The sequence below is a fragment of the Microbacterium sufflavum genome (assembly GCF_023091155.1).
GTDB classification, from domain to species: domain Bacteria; phylum Actinomycetota; class Actinomycetes; order Actinomycetales; family Microbacteriaceae; genus Microbacterium; species Microbacterium sufflavum.
On the sequence record NZ_JAHWXK010000001.1, the window covers coordinates 1,426,912 to 1,451,865 of the forward strand.

Here is a 24,954-nt window from a genome sequence, read left to right on the forward strand (position 1 = left end):
ACAAGTCTCTTACCTGGTTAGCGATCGGCGGCGGGGCTGTCAAGGGCACTGCGGCGGCGGTGCCGTCACCCTAGAGTCGCGGCATGGAGACTTCGACGAAAGGCATCCTCCGCCAGAGCCTGGTGATCGCGGCGGCCGTGTTCATGCTGATCGCCGCCGCCATCGGTGCCGGCGCATTCGGCGGCACCTCGGTCGACGAACTGCAGAACGGTGCGCTGTCCGCTCAGGGCTCGTATCTCGCGCCCGCCGGACCGGCGTTCTCGATCTGGTCGCTCATCTACCTCGGCCTGCTCGCCTACACGGCGTGGCAGGCCCTCCCCGCCCGCCGCCAGGACCCCCGGCAGGAGGCCGTCGGCGGCTGGATCGCCCTGTCGATGGTGCTCAACGGCCTGTGGCTCGTGACCGCCCGCTACCTCACGCTGTGGCTCACGGTGCTCGTGATCGCGCTGCTGCTCGCCGTGCTCGCGCGTGTGATCGTGCTGCTGGGACGATTGCCCGCCCGCAGCGCCGTCGACCGCGTGCTCACCGACGGCGCCAACGGGCTCCACTTCGGCTGGGTCACGATCGCCACCGTCGCCAACACCGCCGCCTGGCTCACGCAGACCGTCCCGGAGAGCGCGGAGCAGCAGGCGGAGGTGTGGGCCATCGCGGTGCTCGCCGTGGTGCTGCTCATCGGTGCCGCGAGCGCGTGGTTCACCGGGCGTCTCGCGCCCGCCCTCGCCACCGCGTGGGGGCTCGCCTGGCTCGCGGTCGGTCGTCTGACCGGCGAGCCGCAGAGCACGCCGACCGCCATCGCCGCGATCGTGGTGGCCGCGGTCCTGGTGCTCGTGGGGGTCGTGGCCGTCGTGCGCCGGCGTCGAGCGACCCCGGCGACCCTCGCGCCTCAGAGCACCAGCCGGTAGCCCATGCCCGCCTCGGTCAGCAGGTGCACGGGCGAGGAGGGCTCGCTCTCGAGCTTCTTGCGCAACTGCGACATGTACAGGCGCAGGTAGCCGGAGTCGGACACCTGCGCGCTGCCCCAGATCTCCTTCAGCAGATCCTGCCGGGTGACTAGCGCCCCCGGGTGCCGTGCCAGGTGCTCCAGCATGCGCCACTCGGTCGGCGTCAGGTGCACGCGGGTACCGGAGCGGGTGACCGTCTTGGTCGCCAGATCCACCACCACGTCGCCGAAGGCCACGACCGACTCGCCGTTGGCGGCCACCGCGCGGCGGGAGAGCGCGCGCAGTCGCGCCAGCAGCTCGTCCACCTGGAACGGCTTGGTGACGAAGTCGTCGGCCCCGGCGTCGAGCGCCTCGACCTTGTCGGCGGAACCCGTGCGACCGGAGACGACGATGATCGGCACGGTCGTCCACCCCCGCAGCGCCTGGATCACCTCGATGCCGTCGAGCCGCGGCATCCCGAGGTCGAGCATGATGAGGTCGGGGTGCGACTGCGCCGCGGCGGCGATCGCGGCGGCGCCGTCCGCGGCGACGACCACCTCGTAGCCGTGCGCGGCGAGCGTGATGCGCAGCGCCCGCACCATCTGGGGGTCGTCGTCGGCGATGAGGAGCTTCACTCCGTGTCCTCCGTGTCGGCAGGCCCTGCGGCGAGCGGCAGGGAGATGACCATCGTGAGTCCGCCACCCGGCGTGTCCTCGGGTGTCAGGGTACCGCCCATGCCCTCGGTGAACCCGCGCGACAGCGCGAGCCCGAGGCCGAGGCCGGTCGTGTTGTCGGTGTCGCCGAAGCGCTGGAACGGCTGGAAGATGCGGTCGCGGCGCTCGGGCGCCACGCCCGCGCCCCGGTCGACGATGCGGATCTCCGCGCGCTCACCCAGACGGCTGGTGGTGACCAGCACCCGGCTGCCCTCGGGGGCGTGACGGTGGGCGTTCGCGATCACGTTCACCAGCACGCGCTGCAGCAGCACCGGGTCGGCGAACAGCGCGGGCAGGGCGGGGTCGAGCGCGAGGTCGACCTCGGACGGACCGAGACCGAGCTCGTCGACCGCCGCGAGCACGGGACCGGCCGCGTCCACGCGCGAGGCCGAGACCGCGAGCACGCCCGCCTCCACCCGGCTCACGTCGAGCAGGTCGGTCACCAGAGTCGACAGGGTCGCGAGGCTCTCGTCGGCGGTGGCGAGGAGCTCCGCGCGGTCGGTCGCCGACAGGCCCTGCGCGGCGCGGAGACCGCCGATCGCCGCGACCGCCGACGCCAGGGGCCGGCGCAGGTCGTGGCTCACCGCCGAGAGCAGGGCGCTGCGCACCTGGTCGGTCTCGGCCAGCGCCTCCGCCTCGCGCGCGGTCGCCCGCAGGTCGGTGTGCTCGATCGCCGCGGCGAGCTGCGCCACGATCGCGTCGAGCAGCCGGCGCTCCGGACCCGCGAGGGGCTCGCCGTTCAGCTCCAGCAGGGCGCGGGGCCCGCCGCCGGCCGCACCCACGGGGATGGTCGTGGCGCGGCCGTCCGGCACCGGCTCGCCGTCGCTGGCGAGCACCTGCCCGTCGGGCGTGAGCAACCGGACGCCGCTGAGCCCGAAGGCCTCCCGTGTGCGGCTCACGAGCGCCAGCACGGCGTTGTCGCCGCGGAGCACGTTGCCCGCGACCGCCGCCAGCAGCTCCGCCTCGGCCGTCGCGCGCTGCGCCGTCCTCGCCCGGCGGGCGGCCTGATCCACGATGATGCTCACCAGGATCGCGATGACCACGTAGAGCGAGAGCGCGAGGGCGTGCAGCGGATGCGCGATCGTGATCGTGAACAGCGGTGCCACGAACAGGAAGTCGAGCGTGATGCCCGACAGCACGGCGGCGAACACCGCGGGCCGGATGCCGCCGATCAGCGCCACCACGACCACGAGCAGCTGATACGCGAGCACCTCGGCGGTGATCGACTCCGGGCTGCGGAAGGTGAACATGAGCCACGACAGCAGGGGGCCGAACACGAGCGCGACGCCGAAACCGAGCGCCTGGCGCCGCCACCCCAGCGCCCCGCCGGTGATGCGCGGCAGCGCGAGTCGCCCGCCCGCGGCCGCGTGGGTCACGATGTGCACGTCGATGTCGCCCGAACGCCGGATCACCTCGGAGCCGATGCCCGGTCCGGTCAGCGCGGCCGTCAGGCGGCCGCGGCGGCTCACGCCGATCACGAGCTGCGTGGCGTCGGCACCCTGCGCGAACTCCACGAGCGTGCCGGGGATGTCGTCGCCGACCACCTGGTGGTACGTGCCGCCGAGGGACTCCACGAGCGCGCGCTGTGCGGCCAGGGCGCCCGGGGTCTCGCCGCGCAGGCCGTCCTGGGCGGTCACGTGCACCGCGAGCAGCTCGCCCCCGGCCGACCGTGCGGCGATGCGGGCTCCGCGGCGCAGCAGCGTCTCGCCCTCCGGGCCCCCGGTCAGCGCGACGACCACCCGCTCGCGCGCCTGCCAGGAGCCCTCGATGCCCTGCTCGGCGCGGTAGCTGCGCAGCGCGCTGTCGACCTCGTCGGCGAGCCACAACAGTGCGAGTTCGCGCAGCGCGGTGAGGTTGCCCAGACGGAAGTAGTTCGACAGTGCCGCGTCGATCCGCTCCGCGGGATACACCAGGCCCGCCGACAGCCGGTCGCGCAGGGTCTGCGGGGCGAGGTCGACCACCTCGACCTCGTCGGCTGCACGCACCACGGCATCCGGGATGGTCTCCTGCTGCGCGATGCCGGTGATCTTCTCCACCACGGCGTTCAGCGACTCGATGTGCTGCACGTTGACGGTGGTCACCACGTCGATGCCCGCCCGCAGCAGCTCCTCCACGTCCTGCCAGCGCTTGGGGTGGCGCGAACCGGGGATGTTCGTGTGCGCGAGCTCGTCGACCAGGGCGATCTCCGGTGCGCGGTCGAGCACGGTGTCCAGGTCGAGCTCGGTCAGCACCACCCCGCGGTGCTCGTCCACGCGTCGCGGCACCTCGGGGAGCCCGGCGGTGAGGGCCGCGGTGGCCGCCCGGCCGTGGGTCTCCACGACCGCGATCACCACGTCGCGGCCCTCGTCGAACAGGCGCCGCCCCTCCGCGAGCATCTCGAACGTCTTGCCCACCCCGGGGGCGGCGCCCAGGAGCACGCGCAGGCGCCCCCGGCGCTGGTGCTCCGGCGGGCGATCCGTGCGCGCTGCGCTCATTCACCCTCCCGGTCGTCCAGTGCGAGGTTGAGTTCGGCGACGTTGATCCGCTCCTCGCCGAGGAACCCCAGGTCCCGCCCTTGAATCCTAGACTCCACGAGCGCACGCACCTCGTCCTCGGGCAGGTCGCGCGCGGCGGCCACCCGCGGCACCTGCAGCAGGGCATAGGCGACGCTGATGTGCGGGTCGAGACCGGAGCCGGAGGCGGTCACGGCGTCGGCGGGCACCAGGGACGGGTCGACACCCTCGCGCTCCGCGACCTCGGCCGTGCGCTCGGCGATCGACGCGACCAGGTCGGGGTTCTCCGGTCCGAGGTTGCTGCCGCCCGAGGCGGTGCCGTCGTAGCCGTCGCCCGCCGCGGACGGGCGCGACTGGAAGTACTGCGGCAGGGCCTCGCCGTCGGCGTCGGTGAAGGACTGTCCGATCAGGGCGCTGCCGCGGTCGTCGGGCAGCATCGAGCCGTTCGCCTGTGCGGGGAGCAGCAGCTGACCGATGCCGGTGACGAGCAGGGTGTAGCCGACGCCGAGGACGAGGGTGAGCACGAGCATCGCGCGGACGGCGACCCCGGCGGTGCGCATCGTGGTGCGGGTGGTGGAGGACAAGGTGTGCCTTTCGCGCGGGGGTCAGAAGCCGGGGAGGAGGCTCACGACGAGGTCGATGAGCTTGATGCCGAGGAACGGCGCGATCACGCCGCCGAGGCCGTAGACGAGCAGGTTGCGCTGCAGGATCTGCGAGGCGCTCGCGGGGCGGTATGCCACCCCGCGCAGGGCGAGCGGGATGAGGAAGACGATCACGATCGCGTTGAAGATGATCGCGCTCGTGACCGCAGACGCGGGCGAGTGCAGCTGCATGATGTTGAGCGCCGCGAGCCCCGGGAACACTCCCATGAACATCGCCGGGATGATCGCGAAGTACTTGGCGATGTCGTTCGCGAGCGAGAATGTGGTCAGCGCGCCGCGCGTGATGAGGAGCTGCTTGCCGATCCGCACGATGTCGATGAGCTTGGTCGGGTCGGAGTCCAGGTCGACCATGTTCCCCGCCTCCTTCGCTGCCGACGTGCCCGTGTTCATCGCCACGCCCACGTCGGCCTGTGCCAGCGCGGGGGCGTCGTTGGTGCCGTCGCCGGTCATCGCGACCAGCCGCCCGCCCTGCTGCTCGCGGCGGATGAGATCGAGCTTGTCCTCGGGGGTGGCCTCGGCGAGGAAGTCGTCGACCCCGGCCTCCGCGGCGATGGCCTGCGCGGTGAGCGGGTTGTCTCCGGTGATCATGACCGTGCGGATGCCCATGCTGCGCAGCTCGTCGAAGCGCTCGCGCAGGCCGTCCTTCACGATGTCCTTGAGGTGCACGACGCCCAGCACGCGCCCGTCCTCGCCGGTGGCGCGCACCGCCACGACCAGGGGTGTGCCGCCGCTTCTCGCGACACCGTCGGTGAGGGAGGTCAGCTCGGCGTCGGTCCCGCGGCCCAGCCAGGCCGACACCGCGGAGCCGGCCCCCTTGCGGATCTCGGTGCCGTCGGAGAGGTCGAGTCCGCTCATGCGGGTCTGCGCGGTGAACGGCACGACCACGGCGTCCTCCGGCGCCTCCACCCGGAGGCCGCGCGCGGTGGCCAGTTCGACGATCGAGGCGCCCTCGGGCGTGGGGTCGGCCAGGGACGACAGGGCGGCGACCCGCAGCAGCTCCTCCGCGTCGACGCCCGTCAGCGGCAGCACCTCGTGCGCGCGCCGGTTGCCGTACGTGATCGTGCCCGTCTTGTCGAGCAGCAGCGTGGTCACGTCTCCCGCGGCCTCGACCGCGCGGCCCGACATCGCCAGCACGTTGCGCTGCACGAGGCGGTCCATCCCGGCGATGCCGATGGCCGACAGTAGCGCGCCGATGGTGGTCGGGATGAGGCAGACGAGCAGAGCGATCAGCACCGGGATGCTCACCGGGGAGGCGGCGTACGAGGCGATCGGGTTCAGCGCCAGCACCACCACGACGAACACGATCGACAGGCTCGCGAGGAGGATGTTCAACGCGATCTCGTTCGGGGTGCGCTGACGGCTCGCGCCCTCGACCAGCGCGATCATCCGGTCGACGAAGGTCTCGCCGGGCTTCGACGTGATGCGCACCACGATGCGGTCGGACAGCACCCGGGTGCCGCCGGTGACGGCGCTGCGGTCGCCGCCGGACTCGCGGATGACCGGGGCGCTCTCGCCCGTGATCGCCGACTCGTCGACGGTCGCGATCCCCGCCACGATGTCGCCGTCGCCCGGGATCAGCTCGCCCGCGGTCACGATCACGACGTCGTCGCGCTGCAGCTCCGCCGACGACACCTCCACGGTCTCGGCGCGCTCGGCCGCAGGATCCGCCGCGGGATCGTGGCGCACCACGCGGCGGGCCATCGTGCTGGTGCGGGTCTTGCGCAGGCTCGCGGCCTGCGCCTTGCCCCGGCCCTCCGCGACCGACTCGGCCACGTTCGCGAACAGCACCGTGAGCCACAGCCACACCGCGATGCCCCACGTGAACGCGAGGGGAACGGGCGAGCCACCGGAGTCGGCCGGTCCGCCCAGGAAGGGCTCCGCGATCGCGAGCACGGTCGTGAAGGCCGCGCCCACCCAGACCAGCAGCATCACGGGGTTGCGCACGAGCGTGGCGGGGTTGAGCTTGCGGACGGCGCCGGGCAGCGCCTGCACGAGCTGCGACCAGCCGAACGACCGCGGTGTCGCAGCGGGGGCGGGGGCCGTGGCGCTCTCGGGCGCGGACGGCGTGGTGAGGAGGGTCATGTCAGAGTCCTTCGGCGAGCGGTCCCAGTGCGAGCACGGGGAAGTAGGTGAGGGCGGTGACCACGACGGTCACCGTGAGGAGCAGGCCGACGAACTGCGGCCGGTGGGTGGGCAGGGTCCCGGTCGTGGCGGGGATGCGCTCCTGCGCCGCGAACGACCCGGCGAGCGCGAGCACCAGCACGATCGGCAGGAAGCGGCCGAGCAGCATCGCCACGCCCAGGGCCGTGTTGAACCACGGGGTGTTCGCGGTGAGCCCGGCGAAGGCGGAGCCGTTGTTGTTCGCGGCCGAGGTGAAGGCGTACAGCACCTCGCTCATGCCGTGCACGCCCGGGTTGAGGATGCTCGTGGACTCCACGTCGTCCCGGATGCCGGGGATCGCGAAGCTCAGGGCCGTGCCGCCGAGGACGAGCGCCGGGACCACGAGGATGTACAGGCTCGCGAGCGTCATCTCCCGCGGGCCGATGCGCTTGCCGAGCCACTCCGGCGTGCGGCCGACCAGCAGCCCGCCCACGAAGACCGCGACGATCGCGAGCACCAGCATGCCGTACAGCCCCGAGCCCACCCCGCCGGGGGCGACCTCGCCGAGCATCATGTTCAGCATCGGCATCATGCCGCCGAGCGCCGTGTACGAGTCGTGCATCGAGTTGATGGCGCCCGTCGAGGTGAGCGTGCTGGCACTGCCGAACAGCGTCGAACCGAGGATCCCGAAGCGCTGCTCCTTGCCCTCCATCGCGGCTCCCGCGAGCTCGGGTGCGGCGCCCCGGCCGGCGAGCTCCAGTGCCGAGAGGGCGACCGTCGAGGCGAGGAAGATCGTGCCCATCACGGCGACGATCGCGTAGCCCTGGCGGTGGTCGCCCACCAGGCGGCCGTAGGTGCGCGGCAGCGCGAACGGGATCACCAGGATCAGCAGCACCTCGATCAGGTTCGTCCACCCGGTGGGGTTCTCGAACGGGTGGGCGGAGTTCGCGTTGAAGAAGCCGCCGCCGTTCGTGCCGAGCAGCTTGATGGCCTCCTGCGACGCGACGGGTCCGCCGGGGATCGTCTGCGCGCCCCCGGACACCGTGGTCACGTCGGTGAAGCCCGCGAAGTTCTGGATCACGCCGCCGACCAGCAGGGCGACCGCGCCGATCAGGGCGAGCGGCAGCAGCAGCCGCCCGAGCCCGCGGGTCAGGTCGACCCAGAAGTTGCCGATCGTCGCGGAGCCGCGGCGGGACAGACCCCGCACCAGCGCGATCGCGACCGTGAGGCCGACCGCCGCCGACACGAAGTTCTGCACCGTGAGGCCGGCCAGCTGCACGGTGTAGCCCATCGTCTGCTCGGGCGAGTACGACTGCCAGTTCGTGTTCGCGACGAACGACGCGGCCGTGTTGAACGCGAGGCCCTCGGGCACGGCGGGCAGACCGAGCGACTCCGGGAGGAACGCCTGCAGTCGCTGCAGCGCGTAGACGAGCACGAGCCCCACGAGCGAGAACAGCAGCACGCTCCGGGCGTACGCGCGCCAGGTCTGCTCCGAGCGCGGGTCGACCCCGATCACGCGGTACAGTCCGCGCTCCACCCGCAGGTCCTTCGCGGAGGTGTAGACGTGGGCGATGTAGTCGCCGAGGGGGCGGTAGAGCAGCACGAGCACGACCACGACGGCCGCGACCTGGAGCACCCCGAACATGATCGTCGCGTCCATCAGAACCGCTCCGGGGCGACCAGGGCGACGACGAGGTAGACGATCGCGGCGACGGCCAGCACCGCGGCGATGATCTCGAACACGATCATGCGCGGTCCACCGCCTTCGCGACGAGGGACACGAGGGCGAACAGCGCGAGGGTCAGCGCGAGGTAGATGATGTCGAGCACGACCCCGATCCAACTCCCGGGCGTCGCCGCCTCCGTCGATCCTCACGGTTCCCCTACGCCACGTCCGCCGATGCATGCGGCTTTCTCACGCCCGGCCCTATGCTCGCGAGGTGGGGACGCGCGCGCACCGGATCAGGCCAGGGGCCGTGCTGGTGCTCGCCCTCGTCGCGGTCGCGGCGGTCTGCGTCGTCACCGGGTTCCTGCCGAGCGACGACGCCGAGGCGCTCGGGCTGCGGACCGCTCCGGTGCTGGGCTTCGTCGTCGCGATCACGATCGTCGCGGAGCTCGCGCGGGACGCGGCGGTGTTCGACGTGGTCTCGCAGCGGCTCGCCCGGTGGGGTCGGGGCAGGGTGGCGCTGCTGTGGCTGCTGGTGATCGCGCTCGCCGTGGTGAGCACGGTCTTCCTGTCGCTCGACACGACGGCCGTGATCGTCACGCCCGTGGTGGTGGTGCTCGCGCAGAGCATCGGTGTCCCGCCGATCCCGTTCGCGCTGGCGACCGTCTGGCTCGCGAACACGGCCTCGCTGGCACTCCCGGTGTCGAACCTCACGAACCTGCTCGCGGCGCGGCAGATCGGCGACGGGCCCGCCGCGTTCGTCGCGCTGAGCTGGGCGCCGACCCTCGTCGGCATCCTCGTCCCCGTGCTGCTGCTCACCCTCGTGCACCGGCGCACCGTGTTCTCGCGCTACCGCACGCCCCCGCCCCGGCGCCCCGCCGATCCGGTGCTGTTCTGGACCGCGACGGGCGTGCTCGTGGTGCTCATGCCCGCGCTCGCCCTGAGCCACGACGTGTGGATCCCGGCGACGGTCGCCGCGGTCGCGCTCGTGGCGGTGTTCGCGGTGCGGCGGCGCAGGGCTCTGCGGTGGGGACTGGTGCCCTGGCAGGCGGTCGCGCTGGCCGCCGCGCTGTTCGTGCTGGTGGAGACGCTGCACGCGCGGGGTGTGCTCGACGTGCTCACCGCGCCGATCGCGGGCGACGGGTTCGGTGACCTCCTGCGGCTCGCGGCGCTCGGTGCCGTGAGCGCCAACGCCATCAACAACCTTCCCGCCTACCTCGTGCTCGAGCCCGCGGCGGGCGACCCCGTCGCGCTCATGGCGCTGCTGATCGGCGTGAACCTCGGCCCGCTGATCACGCCCTGGGCCTCGCTCGCGACGCTGCTGTGGCACCACCGCATCACCGCGCTCGGCGTGGAGATCCGCTGGAGCCGCTTCATGGCGTGGGGGACGGTGGCGGCGGTGCCCACGGTGATCGCCGCGGTCGCCGTGCTGGCCCTCGTCGCCGGCTAGTGCCGGGGGTCAGCTCCCTACCGGCCACTCCTCGGCGAGCAGACCGTAGTTCATGCCGTCGAGCCATTCGCCCGAGCGGTGCAGGGCGGTCTTGCGGCTGTGCTCCTCGCGGCGCATGCCGAGCCGCTCCATGAGCCGCCAGGAGGGCTCGTTGTCGGCGAAGCAGCCGGCGTGCACGCGGCGCAGGCCGAGCGGGCCGAAGCACACCTCGATCGCCGCCCGCACCGCCTCGGTCGCATAGCCGCGGCCCGTGGAGGCGGGGTCGAGCACCCAGCCGAGCTCGGCCTCCACGCCCTTCGCGCGCTCGGCGACCTCGAGCTGCGCCCAGGCGTCCTCGATGCGGATCATGAGGTCGCCGATGGGGGTGGGGGCGTCACCCTCGTGCTCGGGCAGGCGCTCGATCAGGTACAGCGACGCCAGTCGGGCGGGCTCGAGGTGGCGCTCGCGGAACGCCTCGATCGTGTCGGGCGCGAGGCCCAACCAGCGGTTCACCTCGGGCAGGCGTCGCCACTCCCACATCGCGTCGAGATCGTCGGGTGTGCACGGACGCAGCTGCAGTCGGGGGGTACGGACGGGCCAGGGAACGCCTTCGGTCATGCCCTCAGCCTAGGGTGGGCTCCGCGCCGCGCGACCCCGGACTGCCGGGTGCGTACGGCGAGGGCCGCGCAGGCGATCACGGCCAGTCCTCCCGCGACCGTGGGCCAGCCGATCTGCTCGTGCAGCAGCAACCCCGCCCACGCGATACCCATCACCGGCTGCACGAGCTGGATCTGGCTCACCTGCGCCATCGGCCCGATCGCGAGTCCTCGATACCAGGCGAAGAAGCCGAGGAACATGCTGACCGCGGCGAGATAGGCGAACGCGAGCCACTGCACGGGTGTCGCGGCGGGCGGCTGCGCGACCGCGGCGACGACAGCGAGCGCGGCCATCGGGGGAGCGGCGAGCACGAGCGCCCAGGAGATCGTCTGCCACGACCCGAGCTCGCGCGCGAGCAGGCCGCCCTCCGCGTAGCCGACGGCCGCGGCGAGCACGGCCCCGAAGAGCAGCAGGTCCGCGATGTGGAGAGTGCCGAGTCCCCCGCCCTGTGCCACGGCGAACACGACGGCACACGCGGCGCCGGCGGCCGCGAAGACCCAGAACGACCGCGCCGGCCTCTCTCCCGTGCGCACCACGACGGCGACGGCGGTGGCGGCGGGGAGCAGGCCTATCACGACCGCGGCGTGACTTCCGGGCGTCGTGGTGAGGGCGAAGGAGGTGAGGATCGGGAAGCCGACGACCACGCCGCCCGCGACGACCGCGAGGCGTGCCCACTGTCGGGCCGTGGGTGTGCGGGACCGCGCGAGAGTGAGCACGCCCGCGGCGAGGGCGGCCGCGACCACGGCGCGCGCCGACCCGATGAACAGGGGGGAGAGTCCGGCGACCGCGACGCGGGTGAAGGGCAGCGTGAAGGAGAAGGCGATCACGCCCAGGAGCCCCCAGCCCGGTCCCGCATATCTGGATAGCGCTGTCGAACGAAGGGCAGTAGCGCTACTCTGTTCTTTCATGGGTCAGGATAGCACCGAGCGCATCGTCCGTGGACTGCGGGCCTGGGTGGCGTCGGCCGCACCCGGTGCCCGACTCCCGTCCAGTCGCGCGCTCGTCGCCGAGTACGGGGCGAGCCCGGTCACGGTGCAGCGCGCCGTGCAGCAGCTCGCGCGCAGCGGTCTGATCGACACGCGGCCGGGGGTCGGCACGTTCGTCCGGGCCGCGCGGGCCCCCAGAGCGCTGGACCACAGCTGGCAGACCGCCGCGCTCGGCACCGCCCCCATGCGCTCCTCTGGCCTCTCCGCGACGCAGCGCACCGCCGCCCCGGACGTCATCGGCCTGCACTCGGGCTATCCCTCGCCCGAGCTGTTGCCGGAGCGCCTGGTCCGGCAGGCGCTCGTCCGGGCGTCGCGCACCCCCGCCGCGGTGACGCGCTCCCCGGCCGCCGGTCTCCCCGAGCTCCAGGCATGGTTCGCCGCGGAGCTGGCGGCGACCGTCCCCTCCGGCATCGCCGCACCCTCACCCAGGGACGCGCTGGTCGTGGCCGGCAGCCAGAGCGGTCTCAGCTCGATCTTCCGGGCCGTCGTGGGAACCGGGCGGCCGCTGCTCATCGAGTCGCCCACGTATTGGGGTGCGCTGCTCGCGGCGGAGCAAGCGGGGGTCGCACTGGTGCCGATCTCTTCCGGACCCGCCGGCCCCGACCCGGACGAGGTGGAGCGGGCGTTCGCGCGGACGGGAGCGCGGGCGTTCTACGCCCAGCCGACGTTCGCGAATCCGAGCGGCGCGCGCTGGTCGGCCGCGACGGGTGAGGCGGTGCTCGAGATCGTGCGGCGGCACGGGGCGTTCCTCATCGAGGACGACTGGGCGCACGACCTCGGCATCGACGCCGGCGCGCGTCCCCTCGCCGCGGCGGACGACGACGGTCACGTGGTGTACGTGCGCTCGCTCACCAAGAGCGTCTCGCCCGCGCTGCGCGTGGCGGCGGTGATCGCCCGCGGCCCGGCGCGCGAGCGGATCCTCGTGGACCGGGCTGCCGAGGGCATGTACGTGAGCGGGCTGCTGCAGGCCGCGGCGCTCGACGTGGTGACGCAGCCGGCCTGGCGCACGCACCTGCGCGGATTCCGCGAACAGCTGCGCACGCGCCGTGACCTGCTGGTGTCGAGCCTCGCAGCGCACGCGCCCGCGGTGACGGTGGAGAACGTGCCGGCGGGCGGCCTGAACCTGTGGGCGCGGCTGCCGGAGGGGACGGACGTCGGCCGGGTCGTGCGGGAGTGCGAGCTCCGCGGCCTGCTCATCGCCCCGGGCGGAGAGTGGTTCCCGGCGGAGCCCGCTGGCGCGTACGTGCGACTCACCTACGCGAACGCCGATCCCTCCCGGTACGCCGAGGCCGCGGGCATCCTCGGCGCCGTCGTCGACGGGTCCTGACTCCTCACTTCCGCGGCCAGAGCTTCCGGCGCAGCGCGGGGAACAGCAGGGCGACCGCGACGAGCAGGGAGATCGCGACGTTGAGCAGGAAGATCGGATTCTCCCCGGAGAGGAACTCGTAGACCACCGCGTTCCCGGCGGCGCTGATCACGGCGAGAGCCAGCACGAGATACATCGTTCTTCTCCCGTGGGCAGTGCGCGCGCTCATTTCACCCCTCCAGACTACCTCATATGACGACAGTGTGATCCGAAATGACTGCCATGGAGCATGGTAGGTGCGGCCTCGACCCGGCGCTCTCGGTTGAGCCGGCGCGCGCGGAACCCGCCGGACTCAGTCCGTCGAGGGGGGACCGGCGGGGCGGTGGGCGCGGCGGCCCGACACCACGACCGGGCGGCCGGCGCGCTCCTGGCCGGGAAGCGGGCGGGAGCGGCGACCGTAGATGAGCTCGGACGAGTCGAGCAGCCACGGCACCAGGGTGATCGAGACGCCGTGCACCAGCATGAGCTGGTTGGCCAGGCGTCGGGCCCGCCGATTGTGCAGGAACGACTCCCACCAGTGGCCCACGATGTACTGCGGAAGATAGACGGTCACGACCGAAGAGCCGTGCTTCTCGCGGTACTGGCGGATGAACTGCGTCACCGGCTGCGCGAACGAACGGTACGGCGACTCGACGATCACGAGGGGCACCGGCACGAGGCGCTCCGCCCACTCGCGCTGCAGCGCCGCCGCGTCGTCGGCCGACACCGCCACGTGCACCGCGAGGGTCTTGTCGTGCTTCGCGGCGATCGCGTAGTCGATGGCCTTCATGACAGGCTTCTGCAGGTGGTTCACGAGCACGATCGCGACGTCGCCCGACGCCCCGAAGCGGGTGGTGTCGTCGATCGCGATCTCGTGCTCCACGTCGCGGTAGTACCGCTTCACGCCGATCATGAGGAACGCGAGCACCGGGATCGCGAAGAACACCAGGTAGGCGCCGTGCGTGAACTTGGTGATGGTCACGATGACCAGCACCAGCACCGTGAGGGTCGCCCCGGCCGAGTTGATCAGCAGGCCCACCTTCGCCGAGCGGCGGTCGGTCGCCGCTGCGCCGTCTCGCGGTCCCGCGGCCGGTTCTCGCAGCACGCGTCGCCAGTGGCGCACCATGCCGATCTGCCCGAGCGAGAACGACACGAACACGCCGATGATGTACAGCTGGATCAGTGTCGTCAGCCGGGCCTGGAACACCACCAGCACCGCGATCGCCGCGATGCCGAGCAGGATCATGCCGTTCGAGAACACCAGGCGGTCGCCGCGGGTGTTGAGCGACTTGGGGGCGTAGCCGTCGCGCGCGAGCACCGCGCCCAGCAGCGGGAAGCCGTTGAAGGCCGTGTTCGCCGCGAGCAGCAGCACGCACGCGGTCGCCGCCTGCACGATGAAGAAGGGGATGCTGCCGCCGCCGAACGTCGCGGCCGCGATCTGCGCCATCAGGCTCGGCTGCGGCGTGGTGCAGTCGAAGCCGATCAGGTCGCACGGGTTCTCGGCGTAGTGCACGCCCGTGATGAGCGCGAGGGCGGTGAGGCCGGAGAACAGGCAGATCGCGATGGTGCCCATGAGCACGAGCGTGGACTGGGCGTTGCGCACCTTGGGCGCCCGGAACGCGGGCACGCCGTTCGACACGGCCTCGACGCCGGTGAGCGCGGAGCATCCGCTCGAGAACGCGCGCAGGATGAGGAGGATGACGGCCGCCTGGCTCAGGCTCTCCGCCTGCACGCTGAAGTCCGCGCTGGACGCGACGGGGGCGTCGCCGAAGACCGTGCGGATCAGGCCCGTGACGATCATGATGCCGACCGAGCCGATGAACACGTACGTCGGGATCGCGAACACCAGCGACGCCTCGCGCACGCCGCGCAGGTTCACGATGATGATGAGGATCACGAAGCCCACCGCGAGCTCGACGCGGAAGGGGTCGAGCCCCGGCACGGCCGAGATGATGTTGTCCACGCCCGAGGCGACCGACACCGCGACGGTCAGCACGTAGTCGACCAGGAGTGCCGCCGCGACGATCACGCCGGGGATCTCGCCGAGGTTCTTCGACGCGACCTCGTAGTCGCCGCCGCCCGAGGGGTAGGCCTTGATGAGCTGACGGTAGCTGAGCACCACCACGAGCAGCAGCACCACGACGGCGATCGCGACGAGCGGCGTGAACGACAGGAACGTGAGCCCGCCGATCAGCAGGATCATCACGAGCTCCTGCGGCGCGTAGGCCACCGAGCTCAGTGCGTCGGAGGCGAAGATCGGCAGCGCCATGCGCTTGGGGAGCAGCTGCTCGTCGACCTGCTCGCTCGTCAGCGGGTCGCCGATGAGGATGCGCTTCGCTCGCGGCGGCGCGTCCGCGCCGAGTCGGGTTTCTTCTGACACGTCCGGCGACACTACGCCCGCGCGCGGCGCCCTCACAAGATCCTTACGGAATCCCTACGGTCGCATTCCGCACCCTGACGGAATCCTTACGGGCACCGCGTAGCCTTGTTCTCCATGGGGGAGCAGGTCGTTCTGGGTGTCATCGCGATCGCGATCGGAATGGCCGTCGGCATCGTGCTGTTCGTGCCGTTCGTCGCGATCAGCTACCGCCGCCGCGGGAGGCTCAGCTTCGGACGGACGATGCTGTGGCTCGCCGCCCTGATCTACTTCTGGGCGATCTGGACGTACACGCTGCTGCCTCTGCCCGACCCCGACGCGATCCGCTGCGTCGGCGCGATCATCGACCCGATGTCGGTCGTGCACGATCTGCAGCGCGCGTTCGCGTCTCCCCAGCCGTTGCGTCACCCGGCGTTCCTGCAGCTCGCCTTCAACGTGCTGCTGTTCCTCCCGCTCGGGACGTTCGTGCGGGTGCTGGCCGGCCGCGGGGTCGTGGTCGCCCTGCTCGCCGGTCTCGGGCTCTCGCTGCTGGTCGAGACCACGCAGCTGACCGGCGTGTGGGGACTGTACCCGTGCGCGTACCGGTTCTTCGACGTCGGCGACCTGATGACCAACACGATCGGCGCGGTCGTGGGCTGCACGCTCGCACTCGTCGTGCCGCGCGCCCTGCGCGGCTCGCGCGCCGCCGCGGATGCGGATCAGCCGCGCGCGGTCACGCGCGGACGCCGGGCCCTGGCGATGCTGTGCGACGGTCTGGCGTACTTCTTCGTGAGCGCTGTCGTCGCCGTGACCGTGCAGCTCTGGCTCGCGTACGTCGTGGACGACCGGGCGGCGGTGCTCGACGGCGCTGCGTCGGAGCTGGTGAGCACGGTGGCCGCCTCGGGCCTGTGGCTCGTTCTGATCCTCGTCACCGGTCGCTCGGTCGGCGATGTCGCGGTGCAGCTGCGCTACACCGGCTCGCGCCTGCCGATGATGCTCGCGCGCCTGCTGCGGTGGGCGGGCGGCATCGGCGGCATCGGCGCGCTCGCCCTGCTCGGCTTCCCGTTCGACCTGATCTCTTCGGTGCTCTACCCGGTCGCGGTCGTGCTGCTGTTCACCACGCGTCGCGGCCGCGGGCTCCCCGGGCTCCTCTCCGGGCAGGACGTGGAGGACGCGCGGGAGCGGCAGGCGTCGGCGCCCGCCGCGTCGGCCTGACCGGTCGCCCTCCCCGCCGCCCGGTCGATCGCCCGCGGATCCGTGATCGACGACCCTCGTTCCCGGGACGCGGGACGGCGCAGAGTGACGGTGCGTCCGTCCGGGCGCCTTGAGCGAACAGGAGCCACCCATGACCGACACCGCCACCCGCCCCCGCGGACACCGACCACCCACCCGCCGCGGCGGCCGACTGTGGCTGCTCTGGGGTGTGGCCGCCGGCCTGCTCGGGGTCACCGCCACCGTGGTGTTCGACGTGCGACCGTGGTCGGAGGCCGACTACGCCCGCGGCGGCATCCTCTCCGCGGCGGCCGAAGACATGCCGGCGCTCGACCCCGTGGGCAACAAGATCGGCTTTCTGCTCGGCTTCGCAGCCGTGGCGTGCCTCCTGGTGCTGCACGGAGCCTGGCGCGTGCGAGTGGAACGGGGATCCACCTCGGTCGCGGCGCGCGTGTTCTCCGCGGGACTCGTGACCTCGGCCGCCGGGCTCACGTTCGGCTACGCGTGGAAGGGGACGCTCGGGCTGTATGGCCACGGCGGCCCGGAGTTCGGCAGCTTCGGCGACGAGGGTCTGCTGGTGTTCTACGCGCTCACCGACTTCGGCGCGTTCATCCCGTGGTTCGGTGTGCTCGTGTCACTGGCCGCGCTCGCCGCCATGGCCTGGTTCGAGCGATCGGCCTCGCGGGTCCTCGGGACGCTGTTGGGTGCCCTGGTGCTGCTGATCGCGGCGGGGTACATCCTCACCGGCGTCCCGGGGCTCGCCGGGCCGGTCGGTGGCCTCGGGCTCGCGTTCGCCTCGCTGTGGATGCTGCTGGGGCGCCGCGGGGTCTCGTCCGGGGACACCGCGACGGACCGGGCGGCTGCCACCGGCACCCCGCTGCCCGGCAGGTCGTGACGGCGGGCCTCAGCCGGGGCTGACCGCGGCGGCGTGCACGCTCACCCGGGTGCCGCCGCCCGGCGGTCGGTCCCAGCCCACGCGGAACCCCGCCTCGTCCGCCCACTCCCGCATCGACGCGAGCCCCACGCCGGCCCCTCGACGATCGGGGAGCCCGCGGCCGTCGTCCTGCACGCACAGCAGCCGCTCGCCGGGGCCGCCGAGCGTGACCACCACCTCGCGCGCGCCGGCGTGCCGCACGGCGTTGAGCAGTGCCTCCGCGGCGATGCGCAGCAGGATGCCCGCACGGGCGGGGTCGAGATCGGGGTCGGCACCCGGAACGAGACGCACGGCCGCCCCCGCCGCGCCCAGTGCGGACACCAGGCGCCGCAGCTCGCCGTCGAGGTCGTGCACCGGGGTCGTGCCGCCGCGGGCGAGCCGGGCGAGGGTCGCCGTCTGCGCCTCCAGCAGCTCGGCGACGCGGGCGGCCGTCTCCTCCGCCGCCGCCCGGTCACCCCGTGCGAGCAGGTTGGTGGCCGCGGCGAGCGAGAACCCCGCTCCGGACAGCGCGGGCCCGAGCCCGTCGTGCAGCTCCCGGCGCAGCGCCCGTCGTTCCGCGTGCTGCGCCTCCGCCGCCGTCCGCCGTGCCTCGGCGAGGGCGGTCGATGCCTCCGCGAGCCGCACGACCACGCCGATCACCGGGCCCAGATCCGCGATCGCCTCGGTGGTCCTGCGCCCGACGGGCACCCCGTCGACCTCCCCGGTCACCTCCAGCACGACACCGGGGTCGCCGTCCACCGCGAAGGCCGTGGTCGTGCCGCGGGGATCCCCCACCACGACGTCCGTGGTGCCGAGGTGCTCGCCGTCACCGCCCGCGTCGTCCGCCGCGACCCGGAGGCGCACCGAACCGAGGCGCAGCGTGGCCCGCAGCGCCGTCGCCAGGGCGCGCAGGCCGTCCGCGCCGGTGGCGATCTCGCCCACCTCCGCCCCCAGCGTGTCCACGAGCCGCTCGGGCGCCCCGGCGTCGCCGTACACGAGGCGGTCGACCCGCCGGCGGATGAGGCGCCGCATCGGCAGCAGCCCGATCGCGACCAGCGCCGCGGTGGCGAACACGGCCAGTGGCGTCGGAGGGCCGACCGTCTCCATCGCTGTCACGATCAGCAGGTAGCCCGTCGCGGCGAGCACCGCCAGGATGCTGGTCGTGAGCACCGTGCTCACTGTCACGTCGACGCCGCGCAGCCGATGCTGCAGACCCATCACGAGCACCGCCGATGGATAGAAGATCTGCCCGACGATGGGCGCGATGGTGCCGAACACCCACAGCGGGGCTGCGAGCTGGAGCGAGGCGGGCAGCACCGTGACCACGTAGGAGGCAGTCAGGAACACATGCCCGACCAGCAGCCAGATCAGGGCGTACCGCTGCGACCGCGGTGACCGGAGTGCCCGCTTCAGCACGATCACGGCGACCGCGGTCGAGGCGCACAGCGTCACGGCGGCCGCGGCCCCGTAGGCGCCGGGCAGCATCGCCTGGTACCACGGCCAGTCCGGGGCGAGCGGGTTGTCGAGCGGTCCGGCGCCCTGCTGGGTGAGGGACGCGACGGTGGCCACGCCGGCCGCCGTCACCACGAGACACAGCAGCCCACGGTCGAGGGCGGCGCGCCGGCCGGGGAGCAGCAGCAGCGGCACGACCGCGGTCAGGAAGGTGCCGGGGACGAACGCCCAGCCGCCCGCGTAGGCGAGCAGTGCGCCCCCGGGCAGCCCGCCGCTCTCCACCGCCAAGAGGCCGTACTGCACGCCGAACGCGGCGAGCCCCGAGCCCACGGCGTGCACCGCGAGCAGCACGGCGACCGGCTGCGGACGACGCACCAGGAGCACCGCGGCCAGGGGCGCGTACACCGCCGCGACCGTGAGGCCGATGTCGTCGAACCGGGCCTGCGCGGCCGGCGGGGCCGGAGAGAGGAAGGTGCCGGCGACGGGGGCCGCCGGGAGCTCGAACCGCCACGCCAGCAGGATCGACGCGGCCGCCAGACCCCAGGCGCTCGCGAGCACCGCGACCCCCGCGAGGCGCCGAGCACCGCCGCCTGTCATGCGGGCACCGCCGTCACCGTGACCGCGCGGCGCCCGGTCGGCTCCTCCCCGGGCACGCGCTCGGCGACCCTGGCGTGCAGCGCCCGCACGATCGGGTCGACCCGCACCGCGGCCCCTACCACCCGCAGCACCGCGCGGTCGGCGGGGCCCACCGTGACCTCGATCCGCTCGACCCCGCCCTCCCGGCGGGCACGCAGCATCGCCTCAGCGACCAGGTGGTACAGGTGCTCGGGGTGTTCGGGCGCCCGCCGCACCTCGGCGTGCAGCGCCGGCTCCGGAAAGCGCGCGGCGAGTTCGCTCAGCGCGCCGGTCAGGTCGCCGGCGTCGAGCGCCCCGGGCAGCAGGGTGCGGGCGAGGTCGCGCACCTCGGTGGTCGCCGCCTGCAGTGCGGCCGAGGCATCACGCAGCACGAGGTCGGGTCGCGGAGAGTCCGGGAGCGCGCGCAGGGCCCGGCGCACCCGGGCGAGCACGGGCTCGAGTCCTGCCTCGATCTCGGCCCGCGCGAACCGCCGCTCGCTGGCCGCGATCCGCCGCGCGCCGTCTCTGGCCACGCGCAGACCCTCGTCGGCGTCGGCCAGCAGCACCGCCACGCTCAGCACGCCGCCGATGCGGCGCAGCGCGGCGAGGCTGCGCGGCTCCACGCGCCGACCGGAGGTGCCGCTCACCTCCACCGTCCCGCACGCGCCGCCGGCCGCGAGCAGGGCGACCACCTCCCGCGTTGCGGGATCGAGCGTGCCGGCCTGTCCGTGGGAGTGCTCGGGGCCGGAGGAGGCGATCGCGACCCCGCCGAGGCGGAGCGACCGGCGCAGCGCTTCGGCCAGCACCTCCAGCGACGCGCGGCCGCTGCCGCCGCCCGCCTCCGTGCTCACGGTGCGCAGCAGTGCACGCGGCTCGGCGGAGCGGCCGTACAGCAGCTGGTCAACGGCGCGCTGCACGCCGCGGCGCACGGGCTCCGCGCCGACCGCGATCAGCACGACGGCGACCATGCCCGCGCTCGTGGGCGGCAGTGGCGCGAGCTGCGCGATCGTCGCGGCGACCGCACCGTAGGCGGCCAGCAGGGCGGACACCAGGAGCACTCCGACCGCGAACCGGGCCCGCGCCGGCTCCACGGCGTCGGGGGCGCGGGCGATCGCGGTGAGCACGAACGAGGCCGCAGCGAACAGCACGCACGCGGGCAGCACGGCCGCGGCGAACGCGGTGCCGAGCAGGGAGCCGCCGCCGTCCGTCGCGACCGTGAAGCCGCCCACGCCGCACAGCAGCAGGGCGAAGTGGGCGATCGCGAGCCATACGGCCGCCTCCCGGTCGGGGGAGGAGCGTCGCCGGGCGACCCACAGGATCGTCGCACCCGACCACAGCGCCAGCGCCAGCCAGACGATCCACAGGGCGGCCGTGAACGGAAGCGGCGTCCCGCGGTCCAGCTCCACGGCGCTCGACACCGCGAGGGCCGTGGACAGTGCGGCGCCCGCCGCGAGCAGCGTACGGGCGTGGAGCAGCACCGCCGCCCCCAGCGCCCCGGCGACCGTGAGACCACCGGGCATCCACGCCACGCCCAGCAGGTCGAGCCACAGCCCGCCGTCGACCCCGGCCGCGCGCAGTCCCGCCGCAAGCGTGGCCGCCCCACCGCCCACCCCCGTCGTGGCGAGGGTGAGCGGGAGCAGGGGGCCGCCGCGACCGCCGTGACCGCCGCGGACGGGCAGGAGTGCGGCCGCACCGCCGAACGCCAGGGCGGCGCTGAGCGTGCCGACGGCCTCGATGCCGCCGGACGAGTGCAGGCACAGCAGCGCACCGATCAGCGCGGGACCCCACGACGCCAGCAGGAGCGCAGCCGTCGTCGCCACTCCGAGCACGCGCGAGGGTCCGTGCGCTCGCGCCGTGGGGGCGGCGGCTCCGCTCATCGGCGCTCCTCTCCGAGCCTCAGTGTGCCGGAGGGGGCGCGGCCTGACCAGGGTCGCGGGGCGTCCCGGGGCGGATCTCCCGGGCGGTCGGGACACGGTGCCCTCGGAGCCGGGACGCAGGGACCCCTAGCGTCGGTGGCGGTGGAGGACACCGTGCCGACGCGGGTCGGCAGGAGGAGGGGACCATGCGCGGTCGATCGGGTCGACGAGCGCACGAGGGGACCGGGTCGCGGTCGCCGCAGCGGGATCATGGGGACCGGTGCGGGCGAGGCGACCGCCGGCGGGCTGCGGGCTCGCACGGCGGACTCGGCGGGAGCGGGGGCTGCTCCCGCCGGGTGTCCCTCCCCGCACGTCGCCCCCCGGAGCAGCGTGGGCCCGCGGTGGTGCGCCGCGGGGCGGGAGCGCTAGCGTGAGCGGCATGCCAGAGGAGTCCAGCGCGGTGGACGCGGCGGACAGTGCCGTGCGCATCTTCGTGGTGGACGACCACCCGGTCTTCGCCTTCGGCATGTCGAGCTTCCTGGAGTCGATCGAGGGGTTCCGGGTCGTGGGCAGGGCCGGCACCGAGGACGAGGCGGTCGACGGTGTGCTGGCCGCGCAGCCCGACGTGGTGCTCATGGACGTGGATCTCGGGGCGGGATCCGGCATCGAGGCGACGCGGCGCATCGTGCGGGTGGCCCCGGGCATCGGCGTGCTCATCGTGACGATGCTCGGCGATGACGACTCGGTGTTCGCCGCCCTCCGCGCCGGAGCCAGGGGCTACCTGCTCAAGAGCGCGCTGCCGGACGAGATCGAGCGGGGGCTGCGCGCCGTGGCGTCGGGTGACGTGCTGCTCACGGCCGAGGTGGGGCGCCGCGCGATCGACCTGCTGTCGGGCGCGCGCACGACCGGGCCCGTGGTGTTCCCCGAGCTGACGCACCGCGAGCGCGAGGTGCTCGACCTCATCGCCCGCGGCCTCGACAACCAGGCGGTGGCCCGGCGGCTCGTGCTGTCGTCGAAGACCGTGCGCAACTACCTGTCCGGCATCCTCGCGAAGCTCGCGGTGCCCGATCGCAGCGCGCTGATCGTGCGTGCGAGGGAGGCCGGGCTCGGTCGGGACGCGCCGGACGCTCCCGCGTGACCGTGATAATCCACAGCGCTTTCCGATCACGGATCGATAACGTCGATCCCATGAGCGTGATCCCGGTCGACGAAGCCATGATCAGCGAGGCCAAGGAGCTGCGCGATCAGCTGCAGCGCTTCCTGCGCGAGTACGAGTTCGGCATGCGGGAGGTGGAGACGAAGATCTCGATCCTGCGCGACGAGTTCACGCACGACCACGCCTACAACCCGATCGAGCACGTGAAGAGCCGCCTGAAGTCGCCGGACAGCATCGTGGAGAAGCTCGCGCGCAAGGGGATCGACGAGCCCGACTTCGAGCGCATCCGCGCCGAGATCACCGACATCGCCGGGGTGCGGGTCACGTGCAGTTTCGTCGCCGACGTGTACCGGCTGTTCGACCTGCTCACCGCGCAGGACGACGTGACCGTGCGCACCGTGAAGGACTACATCGCGCAGCCGAAGGCGAACGGCTACAAGAGCCTGCACGCGATCATCGAGGTGCCCGTGTTCCTGTCGACCGGCGCGCTCTCGGTGCCGGTGGAGGTGCAGTTCCGCACGATCGCGATGGACTTCTGGGCGAGCCTGGAGCACAAGATCTACTACAAGTTCTCCAACCAGGTGCCCTCGCACCTCGTGCAGAGCCTGACCGATGCGGCGGATGCGGCCGCCGAGCTCGACAGCCGCATGGAGCGCCTGCACCGCGAGGCGCACGGCGTCCCGCGCCGGCAGCTCGCCCCGCCGCCCCCGCCGGCTCCGCGCATCGTGGGCGTGTGACCCGGGCACCCGTCGCGCCGTGCCGCGGATCGTGGGAGCATGACGGCGATGACCTCCGCCGCCTCGCCCGCCCGCACGTCGCCCGCGACGGACGACCGTCCGCACACCGACCCGGCGCTCCTGCCCGACCTCGACGAGGGTCCGCGCTGCGAGTGTCCGCACACCGGGTCCGACACCCCTCACACCGCCGTCGACACCGGTCGCGACGCCCCGGTGCCGTGCGGCAGGGCGGCCGCGTGGCGGGTGACGACCGAGTGCGTCTGCGGTGGCGGCCACCCGCGCCGCGTGGAGCTGCTGTGCACGCGGTGCCTCAACAACCGCAGCAGCCAGCTCGGCCGCGAGCGCGTCACGGTGCGCGGGATCTGATCCGCGGCCACTGATCCGCGTCGCCGTGCGTCGCAGCCCCCGCGCGTCGGTGAACGAGCTGCCCCGCTCCGGAGCCACCCAGCTCGGGTGTCGCCCCGCTACGCGCCCAGGAACTCGCGCGCGGCGGCCGACATGGCCGTGACGCCGACCTCGATCGTGGGGTGGATCTCGGGGGCGAAGAACGGCGAGTGGTTGGTGGGGATGTCCTGCTCCAGGCGGCCGGCGGCGAGGGCCTCGGCGAACCGTGCGGGATCCACGCCACCCCAGAACCAGAACACGAGCGGCACGCCCGCGTCCCGCGCGAACCAGGAGACGTCCTCGCTGCCGGTGAACATGCCGGGGTCGATCACGGCGGTCTCGCCGAGCGCACGCTGGAGTGCCGTCGTGACGCGCTCGGTCGCCTCCTCGTCGTTGATCGTGGCGGGCAGGGTGTGGTCGGTGCGGATCTCGGGCTCCCGCTCGGCGCCGGATGCGGTGGCTTCGGCGCGCACGATGCGCTCCACGCTCGCGAGCACCTTCTCGCGCACCTGGTCGTTCGGGTAGCGGAGGCTGAGCTCGAGCTTCGCCTCGGCCGGGATGATGTTGTTCTTGAGGCCGGCGTGGATCGATCCGACCGTGACCACGGCCACCCCCTGCGGGTCGATCTCGCGCGACACGATGGTCTGCAAGCGCATCACCGTGGCGGCCGCCATCACGACGGGGTCGATCGTGGCGTGCGGCCGGGAGCCGTGGCCGCCGCGGCCGTGGAGGGTGACGGTGAGGCCGTCCGACGCGGCCATCTGCGTGCCGCTGCGCACCCCGATCACGCCCGCGGGGAGCGGGGTCACGTGCTGGCCGAGCACCACGTCGGGCTTCGGGTACCGGGCGAGCAGGCCGTCGTCGAGCATGGCCCTGGCGCCGGCACCGTATTCCTCCGCGGGCTGGATGAGCACCACGAGCGTGCCCGACCAGTCCTCGCGCTCCGCCACCAGCTTCTCGACCGCGCCGATCATCGCGGTCACGTGCATGTCGTGGCCGCACGCGTGCATGACGGGCACGGTGGTGCCGGACGGGTCGACGCCCTTGGCGGTGCTCGCGTACGCGCGGCCGGTCTGCTCCTCCACGGGCAGGGCGTCCATGTCGGCGCGCACCCACACCACGGGGCCGTCGCCGTTGCGCAGCACGCCGACGACGCCGGTCACGCCGACGCCCTCCTCCACGTCGAGCCCGAGGTCACGCAGGTGCTGGGCGGCGATGCCCGCGGTGCGCGTCTCCTGGAACGAGAGCTCGGGGTGCTGGTGGAGGTCGATGTAGAGCGCTTCGAGATCGATGGCCATGGGCCG

At 73.2% G+C, this 24,954-nt stretch carries 21 protein-coding genes; 8 read left to right on the top strand and 13 right to left on the bottom strand.

The window, feature by feature from the left end:
- Positions 1–83 precede the first annotated feature (83 nt).
- The gene (locus KZC56_RS07035; RefSeq protein WP_247638207.1) at positions 84–902 is read left to right on the top strand and encodes a TspO-related membrane protein; all 819 of its coding nucleotides are present in this window, start codon (positions 84–86) and stop codon (positions 900–902) included.
- On the opposite strand, the gene KZC56_RS07040 is transcribed toward KZC56_RS07035, so the two are convergent.
- From KZC56_RS07040 to KZC56_RS07065, 6 genes are read right to left on the bottom strand one after another with little or no spacing between them, the layout of a single operon-like run.
- Positions 884–1,555 carry a response regulator gene (locus KZC56_RS07040; protein ID WP_136032732.1) on the bottom strand — a complete coding sequence of 224 codons (672 nt, stop codon included), beginning with the start codon at positions 1,553–1,555 and terminating at the stop codon, positions 884–886. The genes KZC56_RS07035 and KZC56_RS07040 overlap by 19 nt on opposite strands.
- Positions 1,552–4,107, bottom strand: a complete 2,556-nt coding sequence (locus KZC56_RS07045) for an ATP-binding protein (protein ID WP_247638208.1) — start codon at positions 4,105–4,107, stop codon at positions 1,552–1,554. Before KZC56_RS07045 ends, KZC56_RS07040 begins: the two co-directional genes overlap by 4 nt.
- Positions 4,104–4,685 (bottom strand): potassium-transporting ATPase subunit KdpC, encoded by a 582-nt coding sequence (gene kdpC / locus KZC56_RS07050; protein ID WP_247638867.1) that lies wholly within the window; start codon positions 4,683–4,685, stop codon positions 4,104–4,106. Before kdpC ends, KZC56_RS07045 begins: the two co-directional genes overlap by 4 nt.
- A gap of 45 nt (positions 4,686–4,730) precedes the next feature.
- Positions 4,731–6,869 (bottom strand): potassium-transporting ATPase subunit KdpB, encoded by a 2,139-nt coding sequence (gene kdpB / locus KZC56_RS07055; protein ID WP_247638209.1) that lies wholly within the window; start codon positions 6,867–6,869, stop codon positions 4,731–4,733.
- A 1-nt stretch (position 6,870) separates the two neighbouring features.
- The gene (kdpA, locus tag KZC56_RS07060; RefSeq protein ID WP_241115059.1) at positions 6,871–8,547 is read right to left on the bottom strand and encodes a potassium-transporting ATPase subunit KdpA; all 1,677 of its coding nucleotides are present in this window, start codon (positions 8,545–8,547) and stop codon (positions 6,871–6,873) included.
- Entirely contained in the window at positions 8,547–8,636 is a 90-nt protein-coding gene (locus KZC56_RS07065) for a potassium-transporting ATPase subunit F (protein ID WP_136032743.1), read from the bottom strand. Before KZC56_RS07065 ends, kdpA begins: the two co-directional genes overlap by 1 nt.
- Before the next feature lie 190 nt (positions 8,637–8,826).
- Here KZC56_RS07065 and KZC56_RS07070 point away from each other — a divergent pair, with 190 nt between their 5' ends.
- The gene (locus tag KZC56_RS07070; protein ID WP_247638210.1) at positions 8,827–10,002 is read left to right on the top strand and encodes an SLC13 family permease; all 1,176 of its coding nucleotides are present in this window, start codon (positions 8,827–8,829) and stop codon (positions 10,000–10,002) included.
- A 9-nt stretch (positions 10,003–10,011) separates the two neighbouring features.
- Here KZC56_RS07070 and KZC56_RS07075 read toward each other — a convergent pair whose 3' ends face one another.
- Entirely contained in the window at positions 10,012–10,599 is a 588-nt protein-coding gene (locus tag KZC56_RS07075) for a GNAT family N-acetyltransferase (RefSeq protein ID WP_136035462.1), read from the bottom strand.
- Positions 10,596–11,546 carry a DMT family transporter gene (locus KZC56_RS07080; protein WP_281733195.1) on the bottom strand — a complete coding sequence of 317 codons (951 nt, stop codon included), beginning with the start codon at positions 11,544–11,546 and terminating at the stop codon, positions 10,596–10,598. Before KZC56_RS07080 ends, KZC56_RS07075 begins: the two co-directional genes overlap by 4 nt.
- Between KZC56_RS07080 and KZC56_RS07085 the strand changes: the two genes are divergently transcribed.
- The gene (locus KZC56_RS07085; RefSeq protein ID WP_247638212.1) at positions 11,545–12,951 is read left to right on the top strand and encodes an aminotransferase-like domain-containing protein; all 1,407 of its coding nucleotides are present in this window, start codon (positions 11,545–11,547) and stop codon (positions 12,949–12,951) included. The genes KZC56_RS07080 and KZC56_RS07085 overlap by 2 nt on opposite strands.
- 4 nt (positions 12,952–12,955) lie before the next feature.
- Here KZC56_RS07085 and KZC56_RS07090 read toward each other — a convergent pair whose 3' ends face one another.
- A complete protein-coding gene (locus KZC56_RS07090; protein WP_168443057.1) occupies positions 12,956–13,126 on the bottom strand; it encodes a hypothetical protein in 171 nt (56 codons plus the stop codon).
- A gap of 156 nt (positions 13,127–13,282) precedes the next feature.
- On the bottom strand, positions 13,283–15,238 hold the full coding sequence (locus KZC56_RS07095; protein WP_281733372.1) for an APC family permease: 1,956 nt from the start codon (positions 15,236–15,238) through the stop codon (positions 13,283–13,285).
- A gap of 225 nt (positions 15,239–15,463) precedes the next feature.
- On the opposite strand from KZC56_RS07095, the gene KZC56_RS07100 reads away from it, so the two are divergent.
- On the top strand, positions 15,464–16,540 hold the full coding sequence (locus tag KZC56_RS07100) for a VanZ family protein (RefSeq protein WP_247638213.1): 1,077 nt from the start codon (positions 15,464–15,466) through the stop codon (positions 16,538–16,540).
- Positions 16,541–16,670: 130 nt separating this feature from the next.
- Positions 16,671–17,432 carry a hypothetical protein gene (locus KZC56_RS07105; protein ID WP_247638214.1) on the top strand — a complete coding sequence of 254 codons (762 nt, stop codon included), beginning with the start codon at positions 16,671–16,673 and terminating at the stop codon, positions 17,430–17,432.
- Positions 17,433–17,441: 9 nt separating this feature from the next.
- Here KZC56_RS07105 and KZC56_RS07110 read toward each other — a convergent pair whose 3' ends face one another.
- Complete coding sequence (locus tag KZC56_RS07110; protein WP_247638215.1) at positions 17,442–19,499, bottom strand: ATP-binding protein; 2,058 nt, start codon at positions 19,497–19,499, stop codon at positions 17,442–17,444.
- A complete protein-coding gene (locus KZC56_RS07115; RefSeq protein ID WP_247638216.1) occupies positions 19,496–21,394 on the bottom strand; it encodes a sensor histidine kinase in 1,899 nt (632 codons plus the stop codon). The genes KZC56_RS07110 and KZC56_RS07115 overlap by 4 nt, the downstream gene beginning before the upstream one ends.
- A 418-nt stretch (positions 21,395–21,812) precedes the next feature.
- Between KZC56_RS07115 and KZC56_RS07120 the strand changes: the two genes are divergently transcribed.
- From KZC56_RS07120 to KZC56_RS07130, 3 genes are read left to right on the top strand one after another with little or no spacing between them, the layout of a single operon-like run.
- Entirely contained in the window at positions 21,813–22,511 is a 699-nt protein-coding gene (locus tag KZC56_RS07120) for a response regulator transcription factor (protein WP_247638217.1), read from the top strand.
- A gap of 50 nt (positions 22,512–22,561) precedes the next feature.
- Complete coding sequence (locus tag KZC56_RS07125; RefSeq protein WP_247638218.1) at positions 22,562–23,266, top strand: GTP pyrophosphokinase; 705 nt, start codon at positions 22,562–22,564, stop codon at positions 23,264–23,266.
- Positions 23,267–23,305: 39 nt separating this feature from the next.
- Positions 23,306–23,632, top strand: coding sequence for a hypothetical protein (locus KZC56_RS07130; RefSeq protein WP_247638219.1), 327 nt, complete (start codon positions 23,306–23,308; stop codon positions 23,630–23,632).
- 98 nt (positions 23,633–23,730) lie between these two features.
- Here the strand turns inward: KZC56_RS07130 and KZC56_RS07135 are convergent, their stop codons facing one another.
- On the bottom strand, positions 23,731–24,948 hold the full coding sequence (locus tag KZC56_RS07135) for an amidohydrolase (RefSeq protein WP_136032758.1): 1,218 nt from the start codon (positions 24,946–24,948) through the stop codon (positions 23,731–23,733).
- Positions 24,949–24,954: the final 6 nt, after the last annotated feature.